Source organism: Kitasatospora sp. NPDC008115 (assembly GCF_042957205.1).
Taxonomy (GTDB): Bacteria; Actinomycetota; Actinomycetes; order Streptomycetales; family Streptomycetaceae; genus Kitasatospora.
In genome coordinates this window covers 1-13,678 of sequence record NZ_JBIBHU010000060.1, presented here as the reverse complement: position 1 = coordinate 13,678, position 13,678 = coordinate 1, and the positions used below count along the sequence as shown (strand labels likewise).

General features: G+C 74.0%; 2 protein-coding genes. Both read right to left on the bottom strand.

Translation table 11 applies throughout. The features are described 5' to 3' along the window. The coding region (locus ACFZBX_RS36440) for a condensation domain-containing protein (RefSeq protein WP_391538109.1) at positions 1-1,583 on the bottom strand (1,583 nt) is incomplete at its 3' end. Then, positions 1,583-13,660 carry an amino acid adenylation domain-containing protein gene (locus ACFZBX_RS36435; RefSeq protein ID WP_391538108.1) on the bottom strand — a complete coding sequence of 4,026 codons (12,078 nt, stop codon included), beginning with the start codon at positions 13,658-13,660 and terminating at the stop codon, positions 1,583-1,585. The genes ACFZBX_RS36435 and ACFZBX_RS36440, both read right to left, overlap by 1 nt. Positions 13,661-13,678 lie beyond the last annotated feature (18 nt).

The window sequence follows — 13,678 nt, the reverse complement described above, 5'->3', positions numbered from 1 at the left end:
ACCAGAGCCACCACCGACTCCGGACCCACACCAAGCCCTACGAGACGACGCGCCAGACGCGACGACCGCTCATCCAACTCCCGATACGACACCTCTACGCCGTCACACACCACCGCCACGGCATCCGGAGTCCGCGCCGCCTGCTCCGAGAACAACCCCGGAACCAGACCACCCGACTCCGCCACCCCCGTGGCATTCCACTCCACCAGCATCCGACGACGCTCAACCTCACCCAGCACATCCACCGACCCCACCCGCACACCGGGGTCCAGCGCCACGGCCTCCAGGACGCGGGCCAGTTGGGCGGCCGTCCGCTCGACGGTGGCGGCGTCGAAGAGGTCGGCCGCGCCGATGACGGTACCGGTGAGGCCGGCCGGGCGGCCGGCCTCGTCGAAGCGCTCCATGAGGACGACGTCGAGGTCGAACTCACCCATCTCGTGGGTCCCCGTCAGCGGGCCGACCCGAAGTCCGGGCAGGTCCAGCGAGCGGCCGGCGCCGCGCTTGGAGACCAGGTCGGCGCTCTGCACGGTGGCCATCACCTGGAAGAGCGGGTGGCGGGCCATCGAGCGGGCCGGGGCGAGGTCCTCGACCAGCTTCTCGAACGGCACGTCCTGGTGGGCGAACGCGTCCAGAACGGACTCCCGCACCCGGCGCAGGACCTCGGCGAAGGTCGGGGCGCCGGACACGTCGGAGCGGATCACCAGGTTGTTGACGAAGCAGCCGACCAGGTCGTCCAGGCCCTCGTCGTTGCGGCCGGCGACGACCGTGCCGATCGGCAGGTCGGTGCCCGCGCCGAGCCGGGACAGCAGGATCGCCAGGGCGGCGTGCAGGCCCATGAAGAGGGTGGAGCCGTTCTCCCTGACCACGTCCAGCAGCCGCCCGTGGGCGGCGGCCGGGACGTCGAAGGTCGCGGTGACGCCCCGGTAGGAGGCGGTCGCCGGGCGCGGCCGGTCGGTCGGCAGGGTCAGCTCCTCGGGCACGCCTGCGAGGGCGTCCCGCCAGTAGCCCACCTGCTCGTTGAGCAGGCTCTCCGGGTCGTCCTCCTCCCCGAGCAGCTCGCGCTGCCAGAGCGCGTAGTCCGCGTACTGGACCGGCAGCGGCTCCCAGCCCGGCGCCCGCCCGGCCAGCCGGGCCCGGTAGGCCGCCGACAGGTCGCGCATCAGCGGGCCCATCGACCAGCCGTCGGCGGCGATGTGGTGCACCACGAAGACCAGCACGTGCTCGTCCGGGGCCTCGCTGAACAGCCAGGCCCGGACCGGGATCTCCACCGCGAAGTCGAAGGCGTGACCGGTCGCCCGGGCCACCTCGCCCGCCAGCTCCGCGGGCGCCACCTCGGCGGTGACCAGCTGGAATCCGGCCTCGTCCAGCGGGAGGATCTGCTGCTGCGGCGTCCCGTCGACCGCCGGGTAGACGGTGCGCAGCACCTCGTGACGGCCGATCACATCGCGCAGGGCCGCGCCGAAGGCCGCACGGTCGAGCGTCCCGGAGAGCCGCAGGACCACGGGGATGTTGTGGGCCGCGCTCGGACCCTCCAGCCGGCCCAGGAACCACAACCGCCGCTGCGCGAACGACAACGGAAACATCAGTTCTCCTCCTGCTTGCGCATCGGCCGCAGTGCCGGCCGGCTCTTCCTCTTGGTCCTGGTGCCTGCCTGGGCGGTGATCCAGACGGCGAGGGCCGCGGGCGTCGGGTTCTCGAACAGCACACGGACCGGCACGTCGGCCCCCGTCACCGAACGCACCCGGCTGAGCAGCCGGGTCGCCAGCAGGGAGTGCCCGCCCATCGCGAAGAAGTCGTCGTCCGCACCGACCTCGGGCAGCCCGAGGATCTCGGCGAACACCGAGCACACCGCCTTCTCCTCGGCCGTGGCCGGCGCCCGGCCGGTGCCGGCGGCGGCGCCGAGGTCCGGTGCCGGCAGCGCCCGGTGGTCGAGCTTGCCGTTCACCGTCAGCGGCAACGCCGACAACTCCACGATCGCGGCGGGCAGCATGTACCGGGGCAGCCGCTCCGCGGCGTAGCCGCGCACCGCTGCCGCCAGGTCACCGGTGCCGTGATCGCCGAGGGCGCGCTCACCATAACCACGGTCGGCCGCCACGAGATAGGCGATCAACCGCTGCTCACCCGACTGCACTTGAACAGTCACCACGGCCCGCGCGACGTCCGGGTGCCCGGTGAGCACCGCCTCCACCTCGCGCGGTTCCACCCGGAAGCCGCGGATCTTCACCTGGTCGTCGGCCCGTCCGGCGTACAGCAGCCGGCCCTTCCCGTCCCAGCGGGCGCGGTCGCCGGTGCGGTACATCCGCCGTCCGGAGCCGTACGGGTCGGCGACGAAACGCTCCGCCGTCAGGTCCGCCCGGCCCTGGTAGCCGCGGGCCAGCGCGGGCCCGGCCACGTACAGCTCGCCGAGCACGCCGGCCGGGACCGGGCGCAGCGCGTCGTCGAGCAGCAGGACGGTGGTGCCGGTGACGGCCCCGCCGATGGTCACCGGCTCGCCCGGCACCAGCGGGTCCGACATGGTGGCGCAGACGGTGGTCTCGGTGGGCCCGTAGGCGTCGATGAACCGCCGTCCGGGCGCCCAGCGGGCGGGGAGGTCCTCCCCGAGGGCCTCCCCGGCCGACACCAGGGCGGTGACGGAGGCCAGGTCCTCCGGCGACAGCAGTGCCAGCACGGCCGGCGGCAGCGTCGCGTGGGTGACCCGGTGGCGGGCGATCACCTCGGCGAGCCCGGCGCCGGGGAGCAGCTCCCCGGACGGGGCCACCACCAGGCGGGCGCCGGTGCACAGCGCCATCACCAGTTCCCAGACGGCCGCGTCGAAGCCGACCGAGGCGAACTGCAGCACCCGGGAGGCGTCCGTCACCCCGAGCCGTTCGACCTGGGCGGCGACCAGGTTCGCGATGCCGGTGTGCGAGACCACCACACCCTTGGGGCGGCCGGTGGAGCCCGAGGTGTAGATGACGTACGCGGCCTGCTCGGGGCGCGGCGCCGGCAGCGGGTCGTCGCCGGTGGACGCGGAGGCCTGGACGGACGCGAGTTCCGCCTCGGCCCCGGCGGTGCCGAGCACCGTGACCGGGAGGCCGGCCGACGGAGGCAGCGCCGCCCGGTCGGCCTCGGTGGTCAGCGCGTGGACCGGGCGGGCGTCGGCGACCATGTACCCGATCCGGTCGGCCGGGTGCGCCGGGTCGACCGGCAGGTAGACGGCCCCGGCCTTGGCGATCGCCAGGAAGGCGACGACCAGCTCGGCGCAGTGCCCCATGGCCACCGCCACCACCGACTCCGGCCCGATGCCGCGGGCGGCCAGCAGCCGGGCGAGGCGCTCGGCCCGCAGGTCCAGCTCCGCGTAGGAGAGCTCCTGATCGCCGTGGACCAGCGCGACGGCCTGCGGGTTCCGCGCGACCTGGGCCGCGAACAGCTCCGGCAGGGTCGCCCGGCCCGCGTCGTGCACCTCGTGCGCGGGGCCGGCGCCCAGGTCCAGCAGCGCCCGGCGCTCACCGTCGGTCACCAGCGGGATCCGGCTCAGCGGCTGCCCGGGGTCGGCGACCACGTGCTCCAGCAGCCGCACCAGGCGGTCGGCCAGCTCGCGCGCGGTCCCCGGGTCCAGCAGGTCGGCGCTGAACTGCAGTGCGCCGCCGAGGCCGGCGGGGGCGCCGTCCTCGTCCACCCGCTCGGCGAGGCTCAGCATCAGGTCCGAGCGCGCCCCGCCGACCGCGACCGGCTCCGAGGCGATGGCCAGGCCGGGCATCCGCAGCTCGCTCCTGGGAGTGTTCTGCACCACCAGCGCGACCTGGAACAGCGGCTGACGGGCCGTCGAGCGCTCGGGGGTCAGCTGCTCCACCACGTAGTCGAACGGCACGTCCTGGTTGGCGTACGCGGCCAGGTCCGTGCCGCGCACGCGTTGCAGCAGCTCGCCGAAGGTCGGGTCGCCCGACACGTCGGTGCGCAGCACCAGCATGTTGACGAAGAAGCCGATCAGGTCGTCCAGCGCGTCGTCCACCCGGCCCGCGACCGCGGCGCCGATCGGCACGTCCTCGCCGGCCCCCAGCCCGCTCAGCAGGGCGGCCAGCGCCGCCTGCATCACCATGAAGACGGTGGCCCCCTCGGCCTTGGCCAGGTCCAGGATGCCGCGGTGCAGCTCCGGGCCGATCCGCACCGGCAGGTCGCCCGCCCGGTGGGTGGGGACGGCCGGGCGGGGGCGGGTCTCCGGCAGCGCGATCTCCTCCGGCAGCCCGGCCAGCGCCTCGCGCCAGTGGGCCATCTGCCCGGCCAGCACGCTGTCCGGGTCGCTCCCGCCGCCCAGCAGCTCGCGCTGCCAGATCGCGTAGTCCGCGTACTGGACGGGCAGCGGCGCCCACTGCGGGGCCTCGCCGCGCAGCCGGGCGGTGTAGGCGGTGGTCAGGTCGCGGGCCAGCGGGCCCATCGACCAGCCGTCGGTGGCGCTGTGGTGGACCGCCAGCACCAGGACGTGCTCCTCGGGTGCCTCCGCGAGGAGCCAGGCCCGGATCGGGATCTCGGTGGCGAGGTCGAACGGGTACTCGCCCACCTGCGCCAGCCGCGCGGCCAGGCCGCCCGGCGCCACCTCGACGACGGTCAGCTCGATGCCCGCCTCGGCCGCCGGGAGGATCCGCTGGTAGGGCTCGCCGTCCTCGACGGGGAGCACCGTGCGCAGGATCTCGTGACGCCCGACCAGGTCCCGCAGCGCCGAGCCGAGCGCCTCCCGGTCCAGCGAACCGGAGAGCCGCAGCGCGGTGGTGTTGGTGTAGGTGGCGCTGGAGGCCTCCAGCTGGCCGAGGAACCAGAGCCGCTGCTGGGCGAAGGAGAGCGGCACCCGCTCCGGGCGCGGCCGGGCGACCAGCGCGGCGCGTCCCGGCGCGGCCTGCGCCAGCCGGGCGGCCAGACCGGCCGGGGTCGGGTTCTCGAACAGCGCCCGGATCGGCACCTCGACGCCGAGCACCGCCCGCAGCCGGCCGACCAGCCGGGTCGCCATCAGCGACTGCCCGCCGAGCAGGAAGTAGTTGTCGTCGACGCCGACCGACGGCAGGCCGAGGATCTCGGCGAAGACCTGGCAGAGCAGTTCCTCACGCGGACCGGACGGCCGTCGGCCGGCGGCGGTGGACGGGGCGTCCTCCGGCGCGGCGGGCTCGGCCGCCTCGGCCGGGAACTCCAGCCGGCCGTCCGCGCTCCAGCGGACCCGGTCACCGGTGCGCAGCATCGCCCCGCCCGGGTTGAACGGGTCGGCGAGGTCCGGCCCGCCCTCCGGTCCGGCCACGCCCGCCAGGTACAGCTCGCCCGTCGCACCCGCGGGCACCATCCGCAGGCCGCCGTCGAGCACGTACGCGCCGGCCGGCTCGACGCCGTACCGCTCGCGCAGCGCCGCCAGGGTCCGCGGCCGGGCCTGCGCCTCGGCGGAGAACGCCTCCAGCAGCCGCAGCCGCTCGGCGGGCCGCAGCACCTCCACCGCCGCCGGCGGGGCGTCCGGCGTCCGCTCCAGCGCATCCGCCAGGTTGTCCAGCGCCGTCTCCAGCAGGGCGCGGACCCGGTCCGCGCCGACCGGGGCGGGCGCGTCCGCCGTGATGGCGAACCCGGTCCCGTCGTCGTCGACGGACACGCTCACCGGGTAGTTGGTGCCCTCCTTGGTCAGCAGCACCCGCACGCCGGCCAGCGCGTCCGCGTGCTCCGGCGCCGACGGCGCCGCCGCCGAGTAGCGGTAGTTGAACAGCGCGCTGAACAGCGGGCTGCCGCCCGGCAGGCCGCTGGCCGTCTGGGCGACGGCGAGCGGGGCGTGCTCGTGCACCAGCAGGTCGGCCAGCTGCTCGCGCAGCCCGGCCAGCGCCCCGGCCACGGTCCCGCCGTCGAAGCGGACCCGGACCGGCAGGGTGTTGAGGAAGAGCCCCGGCACCCGGTCCGCGCCGGCGCCGGCGTTCATCCGGCCGAACAGCACGGTGCCGAACACCACGTCGTCGCGATCCGAGACGGCCGCCAGCACCCGGGCCCAGGCGAGGTGGAAGACGGTGGCCGGGCTGACGCCCAGCGACCGCGCCACCTCACGGGTCCGGCGGGCCGTCCCCTCGTCCACCGGCATCCGGCTGCGCTCGGTGCCGGCGTTGTCGCCGTGCACGTCGGTCAGGCCGAACGGGGCGGTGGTCTCGGTGACGTCGCCGAGCAGTTCGGCGAAGTGGCGCTCGTGCTCCTCGCGCGGCACGCCGAGGCGGGCCTGGGCGACGAACTCGCGGAAGGGCAGCGGGTCGGGCAGCTCGTCGGCGCGGCCGGAGAGGAACGCCCGCAGTTCGTCGAGCAGGATCTCCAGGGCGGTGTGGTCCTGGACGAGGTGGTGGATGCGCAGCAGCGCCAGCCACCGGTCCGTGCCCGGCTCGGCCGCGACGTGGGCCGTCATCAGCGGCGCCCGGTCGAGGTCCATCCACACACCTGCGGCGGCCTGCAACTGCTCGGCCACCGGCGGGCCGGCCGGGTCCGGTGCGACCTCGGTGACGGGCAGGGCGGCCGCGCGGAGCACGACCTGGACGGGCTCGCGCAGACCGTCCCAGAGGATCGCCGTGCGGTAGATGTCGTGCCGGGCCACCACGCGCTGGAGCGCCGCGAGGAAGGCGTCGAGCCGCGCCCGGTCGTCGAACGCCAGGGTCGTCGGCAGGACATAGGTGTCCCCGGCGTCCCGGTCGGCCATCAGGTGGTGGAAGAACAGGCCTTCCTGGAGGGGCGCGAGCGGGTAGACGTCGGCGATGTTCGCCGCGCCGCCCGGGACGGCGGCGACGACGGTGGCGAGTTCGTCCTCGGTGAGGTCGACCAGCGGCAGCATCACCGGGGTCAGCGCGGTGGCGCCCTCCGGGATCAGGTTGGCCGGGATCGCCACCTGGGCCGGTCCCGCCACGGCCGCCAGGCCGACGGGGGTCGGGGTGGCGAACAGCGCGCGCACCGAGATGCCGACGTTGCGGGCACGGAGGCGCTCGACCAGGGAGACGGCGAGCAGGGAGTGGCCGCCGAGGGCGAAGAAGTCGTCGTCCACGCCGACCGCCGGGAGTCCGAGGACCTCGGCGAACGCCTGGCAGATCAGCTCCTCGCGCACGTCCGCCGGAGCACGGCCGGTGCCGGAGACGTACTCGGGGGCGGGCAGGGCCTTGCGGTCGAGCTTGCCGTTGACGGTGAGCGGGAGGGTCTCCAGGGCCATGAACGCCGAGGGGACCATGTAGGCGGGCAGGCGGTCGGAGACGTGGGCGCGCAGGGCGTCCAGGTCCAGGCCGTCGGCGGGGACGACGTAGGCGACGAGGCGCTTGTCGCCGGGGGTGTCCTCGCGGACCACCACGGCCGCCTGGGCCACCTGCGGGTGACCGGCGACGACCGCCTCCACCTCACCGGGTTCGACGCGGAAGCCGCGGATCTTCACCTGGGCGTCCGCGCGCCCGGCGAAGACGAGTTGGCCGTCGGCGGTCCAGCGGACGCGGTCGCCCGTGCGGTACAGGCGCTCGCCGGAACCGAACGGGTCCGCGACGAAACGTTCCGCCGTCAGGACGGACTGGTGGGCATAGCCACGGGCAAGGCCCACGCCTGCCACGTACAGCTCGCCCGTCACGCCGATGGGGACCGGGGCGAGGGTGTCGTCGAGGACGTAGGCGCGGGTGTTGTCCAGCGGACGGCCGATCGGCAGCACGTCGCCGACGGCGTCGCGGACCTCGTGCTGGGTGGCGCAGAGCGTCACCTCGGTCGGCCCGTAGAGGTGTCGGACGACGAGACCGGAGTTGTGCTCCAGCAGCCGCCGCACGGACGCCGCCGGGACGACATCGCCGCCGGTCAGGACCTCGCGGACACCCTTGAAGCACTCCGGGTCCTGATCAGCCAGGACCCGCAGCAGGCCGGCGGTGACGTGCACGTGGGTCAGCCCGTGCCGGGCGACCGACTCCCGCAGCACGGCGGCGTCCATCGCCACCGGCTCGGCCACCACGACCGTCCCACCGGACAGCAGCGGCACCCACAACTCGTACGAGGAAGCGTCGAAGGCGTGCGGGGCGTGGAACAGCACCCGCATGTCCGCCGACGCACCCCAGCACCCGTCCAGCGCCAGCGCGACAAGGTCCCGCTGCGTCGTGACAACGCCCTTCGGGACGCCGGTCGAGCCGGAGGTGTACATCACGTACGCCGCCCGATCCAACAACCCCGCAACCAACGGAAGCCTGCTCTCCGTGGTCGGCACCGCGTCCGCGAGCACCACCGGAACACCGGCCGGAAGCTCCGGCACCCGGTCCCGCGTGGTGACGACGCACACCGGGGCAGCGTCGGTGAGGACCGCTTCCACCCGCGCCGACGGCCACGCCACGTCCACCGGAACGAACGCCCCACCGGCCTTCAGCACCGCCAGCAGCACGACCACCAGGTCCGCCGAACGCTCCATCACCACGGCAACCGGCGACTCCACACCGACACCGCGCTCCACCAGCACCGACGCCAGACGATCAACCCGCTCGCCCAACTCACGGTACGACCAGGCGACATCACCACTGGCAACGGCCACCGCATCCGGCGACTCCGCCACCCGCGCCGCGAACACCTCCGACACCGACAACTCCGGCAGCGAAGCAGCCGTGTCGTTCCACTCCCCCACCACCAGGGCACGCTCCGCCGCGTCCACCACGTCCACCGCCGACAGGCGGGTGTCGGGTGCGTCGGCCAGTGTCCGCAGGGCGGACCGCAGGCTCCGCGCGATCCGCTCGGCCGTCGCCGGGTCGAACAGGTCCGCCGCCACGGTCAGCGAGCCGCGCAGGCCGGCCGGGGCGCCCTCCTGGTCGAAGGCCTCGCCGAGGCTCATGTCCAGGTCGAAGTTGGCCGCGCCGACGCCGAGCGGCATCAGCTCGGTCCGCAGACCGCGCAGCTCGGCGGGCGACGAACCGCTGCCGGGCGCCGCCGCCGTGTTCTGCACGGTGAGCATGACCTGGAACAGCGGGTGCCGGGCCAGCGAGCGGGCCGGGGCCAACTCCTCGACCAGCCGGTCGAACGGGACGTCCTGGTGGGCGAAGGCCTCCAGGCTGGTCTCCCGCACCCGACCGAGCAGTTCGGCCAGCGTCGGGTTCCCGGACAGGTCGGTACGCAGCACCAGCGTGTTGACGAAGAAGCCGACAAGTTCGTCCAACGCCTGGTCAGTACGGCCGGCGACCGCCAGGCCGACCGGGATGTCCGTACCCGCGCCCAGCTTGGCCAGCGCGACCGTCAGGGCGGTCTGAACAGCCATGTAGAGGGTGACGCCCTGCGCCTTGGCCACGCGCAGCAGGTCGCCGTGCAGGTCGGCCGGCAGCCGCAGCGGGACGACGTGGCCGCGGTGCGAGGCGACCGCCGGACGCGCGTGGTCGAGCGGCAGCGCCAGCTCCTCCGGCGCGTCCTCCAGGCTCGCCCGCCAGTACTCCACCTGGCGCGCGACCAGGCTCTCGCGGTCCTCCTCCGAGCCCAGCAGCTCGCGCTGCCACAGCGCGTAGTCCGCGTACTGCACCGGCAGCGCGGTCCACTCCGGCGCCCGGCCCTCGCACCGGGCCGCGTAGGCGGTGGTCAGGTCCCGGGCCAGCGGGCCCATCGACCAGCCGTCGGTGGCGATGTGGTGTACCACCAGAACGAGGACGTGCTCCTGCGGCGAGACCGCGAACAGCCGGGCACGGATCGGCACCTCGACGGCGAAGTCGAAGGCGTAACCGGCCGCGCCGGCCACCTCGGCCTCCAGCTGCCCGGGCGCCACCTCGGCGACCGTCAGCGCGAAGCCGGACTCCTCCAGGGACAGCACCCGCTGGAACGGGCGGCCGTCGGCCATCGGGAACACGGTGCGCAGCACCTCGTGCCGGCCGACCACGTCACGCAGCGCGGCGTCCAGCGCCTCCCGGTCCAGCTCCCCCGAGAGCCGCAGGGCGACCGGGATGTTGTACGAGGCGCTCGGACCCTCCAACTGGCCGAGGAACCAGAGGCGCTGCTGGGCGAAGGAGAGCGGAACCCGCTCCGGGCGGACGCCCTTGGTCAGCTTCGCCCGACCGGGCTCGGCGCGGACCAGCAACGCGGCCAGCCCGGCCGGGGTCGGGGCGTCGAACAGCGCCCGGATGGACACCTCCACCCCGAGTACCGACCGCACCCGGCTCACCAGGCGCGTGGCCAGCAGGGAGTGGCCGCCCAGCGCGAAGAAGTCGTCGTCGACGCCGACCGCCGGGAGGCCGAGGACCTCGGCGAAGACCTGGCAGAGCAGTTCCTCCTGCACGGTGCCCGGGGCGCGGCCGGTGCCGGAGACGTACTCCGGGGCGGGCAGGGCCTTGCGGTCGAGCTTGCCGTTGACGGTGAGCGGGAGGGTCTCCAGGAGCATGAACGCCGAGGGGACCATGTAGGCGGGCAGGCGCTCGGAGACGTGGGCGCGAACGGCGTCCACGTCCATGGCTTCGCCCGCGACGAGGTACGCCACGAGACGCTTGTCGCCGGGGGTGTCCTCGCGGACCACCACGGCCGCCTGGGCCACCTGCGGGTGACCGGCGACGACCGCCTCCACCTCACCGGGTTCGACGCGGAAGCCGCGGATCTTCACCTGCGCATCCGCCCGGCCCGAGAACACCAACTGCCCCTCGGTGTTCCAACGGACGCGGTCGCCCGTGCGGTACAGCCGCTCGCCGGAACCGAACGGGTCGGCGATGAAACGTTCCGCCGTCAGGACGGACTGGTGGGCATAGCCGCGGGCAAGGCCCACGCCCGCCACGTACAGCTCGCCCGTCACCCCGACCGGAACGGGCGCGAGCGCATCGTCCAGAACGTAGGCGCGGGTGTTGTCCAGCGGACGGCCGATCGGCAGCACCTCACCGACGGCGTCGCGGACCTCATGCTGGGTGGCGCAGAGCGTCACCTCGGTCGGCCCGTACAGATGCCGGACGACGAGACCGGAGTTGTGCTCCAGCAGGCGCCGCACGGACGCCGCCGGGACGACATCGCCGCCGGTCAGAACCTCGCGGACACCCTTGAAGCACCCCGGGTCCTGGTCCGCCAGGACACGCAGCAGGCCAGCCGTCACGTGGACGTGGGTCAGCCCGTGCCGGGAGACGAGAGCCGCCAGAACCGAAGCATCGATCGCCACCGGCTCGGCCACCACGACCGTCCCACCGGACAGCATCGGCACCCACAACTCGTAGGACGACGCGTCGAACGCGTGCGGCGCGTGGAACAGCACCCGCATGTCCGCCGACGCACCCCAGCAGCGGTCCAGCGCCAGAGCCACCAGATCGCGCTGAGTGGTCACGACGCCCTTCGGCACACCCGTCGAACCGGAGGTGTACATCACGTACGCCGCCCGGTCCAACAGCCCCGAAACCGACGGAACCTTGCCGTGACCAGCCGGAACCGCGTCCGCGAGTACCACCGGGACGCCGGCCGGAAGCTCCGGCACCCGGTCCTGCGTGGTCACCACGCACACCGGGGCAGCGTCGGTGAGGACCGCTTCCACCCGCGCCGACGGCCACGCCACGTCCACCGGAACGAACGCCCCACCGGCCTTCAGCACCGCCAGCAGCACGACCACCAGGTCCGCCGAACGCTCCATCACCACGGCAACCGGCGACTCCACACCGACACCGCGCTCCACCAGCACCGACGCCAGACGATCAACACGCTCGTCCAACTCACGGTACGACCAGGCGACATCACCACTGGCAACGGCCACCGCATCCGGCGACTCCGCCACCCGCGCCGCGAACACCTCCGACACCGACAACTCCGGGAGCGCGGCGGCCGTGTCGTTCCACTCGCCCACCACCAGGGCACGCTCCGCCGCGTCCAGGATGTCCACCGCCGACAGGCGGGTACCGGAGTCCTGCTCCATCGCGGTGACCACCGCGTCCAGGCAGGTGTGCACGAGGGTGGTCACCTGGGCCGGGTCGACGGGGGCGACCGCGTCCACCGTGATCGCGAAGCCCGTCCCCTCGACATCGACCGACGCCACCAGCGGGTAGTTGGTCAGGTCGCGGAAGGAGCGCACCTGGATGCCCCGCAGCGCCGGGCTGGTGCTGCGCGGTTCGGAGCGGCCGTACCGGTAGTTGAAGATCGAGGTGAACAGCGGGCTGCCGCCCGGCAGTCCGCTGGCCGCCTGCGCCGCCGCGAGCGGGGCGTGCTCGTGCACCATCAGCTCGGCGAGCTGGCCGCGCATGGACTCCAGCGCCTCGCCCACCGTCCCGTCGGCCAGGCGGACCCGGACGGGCAGGGTGTTGATGAACAGGCCGGGCACCCGGTCCGCACCGGCGCCGGCGTCCATCCGGCCGAACAGGATGGTGCCGAAGACCACGTCGTCGCGGCCGGAGAGCGTGCCGAGGACCCGCGCCCACACCAGGTGGAACACCGTCGCCGGGCTCACGCCGACCGTCCGCGCGACCTTGCGGACGCGCTCGGACAGCTCCTCGGCCACGACCACGCGCTGCTTGGTGACCTGGGTGCCGTCGCTGTGGACGTCGAGCATCCCGTACGGCGCGGTGGTCTCCTCCACGTCGCCGAGCAGGCCGGCGAAGTAGCGCTCGTGCTCCTCGCGGGAGACGCCGAGACGGGCCTGGGCGACGAACTCGCGGAACGGCAGCGGCTCAGGCAGCTCCGCCGTCCGGTCCGCCAGGTAGGCCTCCACCTCGTCGACCAGCACCTCCAGGGCGGTGTGGTCCTGGATCAGGTGGTGGACGCGCAGCAGCGCCAGCCAGCCGTTCCCACCCGGCTCGGGTGCGATCCGCACGTTCATCAGCGGTGCCCGGTCGAGGTCCATCCACGAACCGCCGGCGGCGAGGAACTGGTCGAGGACGTCACCGTCGGCCGAGGCCAGGCGCACCTCCTCGACGGGCAGCTCCACGTCGCGCAGCACGACCTGGACGGGCTCGCGCAGGCCGTCCCAGACGATCGCCGTCCGGTAGACGTCGTGGCGGCCGACCACCCAGCGCAGCGCGTCGAGGAAGGCGTCCAGCCGCTCGCGGGACTCGAACTCAAGGAGCGTGGGCGTGACGTAGACGTCGGTGCCCTCGCGGTCCGCCATCAGGTGGTGGAAGAACATGCCCTCCTGCAACGGCGCCAGCGGGTACACGTCCGCCACGTTCGCCGCACCGCCCGGCACGGCCGCCACGACGCGGGCGATCTCGGCCTCGGTCAGGTCGACCAGCGGCAGCAGCTCCGGCGTCAGCTCGTCCACGCCACCGGCCGGGATCGGGTTGGCCGGGACGACCACCTGTCCGGTTCCGGCGACGCGTGCCAGGGAGGCCGGGGTCGGGTTCTGGAACAGCGCCCGGACCGGCACCGCGAGACCACGCGACCGCAGCCACTCGGCGAGCGACACGACCAGCAGGGAGTGGCCGCCGAGCGCGAAGAAGTCGTCGTCCACACCGACCACCGGCAGACCCAGGACCTCGGCGAACGCCCGGCAGACCAGCTCCTCACGAGCGTCCGCCGGGGCGCGCCCGCCACCCGTCTCGTACGTCGGCGCCGGCAGCGCCTTGCGGTCCAGCTTGCCGTTCACCGTCAACGGCAGCACGTCCAGGACGACGAACGCCGACGGCACCATGTACCCCGGCAGCCGCTGCCCCGCGACCGCACGCAGACCATCGGTGTCGACCTCGCCGTCCGCGACCAGGTACGCCACCAGACGCTTGTCCCCCGGCACGTCCTCCCGCACCACCACCGCCACCTGGGAGACAGCAGCCTG